Here is a 2,190-nt window from a genome sequence, read left to right as displayed (position 1 = left end):
GTATTGATTCAGTGGTTGAACGAGCGCGGGGTGGCGTTGTCGGTGACGGGATCGAACCCGTCGTTTCGGCGTGCGTCGGTGTACACGGGCGTTGGTGCGCTGGCGCTGGTGATTCTGGGGATGCCGACCGTTCAGGGTATGCTGGGCGAGCGGGGAGGTGCGGTCGTCGCTTCGCTGGCCGATTCCCGTTTTAACGAGCGCGACGCCGAATTGCTGGACCGCGGCTATTACGAGGGCTTGCTGGAGACGGGGCGGTTCACCACGCAACTCTGGGAAGCAAAGATGGAGATGCCGAAGGATTGGGCCCCGTTGACCAAGTCTGGTCTCGTGCGGATGACCGGCGGCATGATGCGTTATGAACTGATTCCCTCCCATCAGATGACCTATCACCGCGCGCCGCTGAGCACGAACCGGTGGGGGATGCGCGACCGCGACTATGAGCAAGCCAAACCTTCGGGCACGTATCGCATCGCGTTGCTCGGGGCGTCTTATGAGATGGGTTCGGGAGTGGCGGACGGCAAGGGCTTCGACGCGCTGGTCGAGGACCGGTTGAACCGGGAGTATGCCGGAAGCAGTCATGAACGGTACGAGATCCTCAACTTCGCCGTCGGGGGGTACAGCGTGGTCCAACACGTCAAGCTCCTGGAAGAGAAAGTCGCTGCCTTCCATCCCGATGCCGTTTTCTGCACGGGGCATTCGGGCGATGAGGGCCGTGCCCTGCTCGTGCTCTCCCAGATGGTCGATGAAGGCGTGCCGCTGCCTCCGGGTTTGCAGGACATCCGGGAGCGCGCGGGCATCGAGCCGGGCATGGATGCGTCGGAATATCGGCGTCGTCTGACGCCCTTCGGGGATGATATCCTTCGCTGGGGCTATCGGAAGATCGTGGAGCTCAGTCGTCAGATGGGGGCGGTTCCGGTCTGGGTGTTCGTGCCGCGCACGGACGGCATTCGGCGGGGGGAAGAGCCGGAGCGGCTTCGTGAAATTGCACGGGAGGCCGGGTTCCTGATCATTGACCTCGACGGCGCCTATGGCGACCACGATCCGCGTCTGATTCGGCTGGCGCCCTGGGATGCGCATCCGAATCCGCAGGGACACACCCTCCTGGCGGATCGTCTTTTCGAAGCCCTGCGCGCGCATGACGAAGCGTTGGGGCTGGATCTCAAGGTTCGTTCGGTGCGCGTGCAGCACACCCATTGATCACGATAAACCGCTTCTCGCCGCCGTTCAGGCAAGCCACTAGAGCAGTCAGCATGATGGTCGGATCGAAACCCACAGATCAGGGATCCCGGACGAAGCAGGATCACGTCCGAGAGCGTCCCGATATCAACCTCGCCAGGTTTCTCGCCCTTGCGGCGCAGCTGGCGCTGGTGCTGCTTGTGGTGCATCTGTTTCGCATCGAGGAGAACCGGGGCTTTTTGAAGCTGATCCCTGTGCTCTTCGGCGGCTTCGTCGTGCACGCCTGGCTGCCCCGGCGCTTCCGGATGCCGTTTTTCCTGTTCCTTTCCGCCGCCGCGATTGGTCTCGTTCTGGGGATCGATGCGTTGTGGCTCTTTGGTCTCGGGCTGGCGCTGATCGGGCTGTGCCACCTGCCCATCGCCTTCGGCGCGCGCGTGGCGCTGGTCGTCGCCTTTGCCGCGGCGCTGGCCGTCATACGCGGCGGCTGGATCACCACGCCCTGGGAAACGCTCCCCACGCTCGTGCTCCCCGTCCTCGGCGCGATGTTCATGTTCCGGCTGGCCGTGTACCTCTACGACCTCCGGCACGAGCGCAAACCGGCCACCGTCTGGGAACGGCTCTCCTACTTCTTCCTCTTGCCCAACGTCTGTTTCCCGCTCTTCCCCGTCGTCGACTACCAGACGTTCCGGCGCACGTACTACGACAAGGACGCCGCCGAGATCTACCAGAAAGGGGTGCTCTGGATCTTCCGGGGCGTCACCCACCTGATCCTCTACCGGCTCGTCTACTACTACCTCACGCTGGGTCCCTCGGAGGTGCACAACCTCGGGCAGGTCGTGCAGTACATGGTCACGACGTACCTGCTCTACCTGCGCATTTCGGGGCTCTTCCACCTGGTGATCGGCATCCTGGCGCTCTTCGGGTTCAACCTTCCCGAGACGCATCATCTCTACTATCTGGCTTCGAGTTTCAACGACTACTGGCGCAGGATCAACATTTACTGGAAGGACTTCA

At 62.7% G+C, this 2,190-nt stretch carries 1 protein-coding gene and 1 pseudogene; both read left to right on the top strand.

Annotated features, from left to right (window positions below; all coding sequences use genetic code 11):
* On the top strand, nucleotides 1-1,197 hold a 1,197-nt coding region (locus AC1HIY_RS14785), incomplete at its 5' end, for an SGNH/GDSL hydrolase family protein (protein WP_479577567.1).
* Between the two features lie 56 nt (nucleotides 1,198-1,253).
* Nucleotides 1,254-2,190, top strand: a pseudogene (locus AC1HIY_RS14780) (hypothetical protein); the annotation flags it as partial.

It is taken from the genome of Rhodocaloribacter sp., assembly GCF_056451265.1.
The sequence above is the reverse complement of the archived record's forward strand: the minus strand, read 5'-3'. Positions and strand labels throughout refer to the sequence as shown.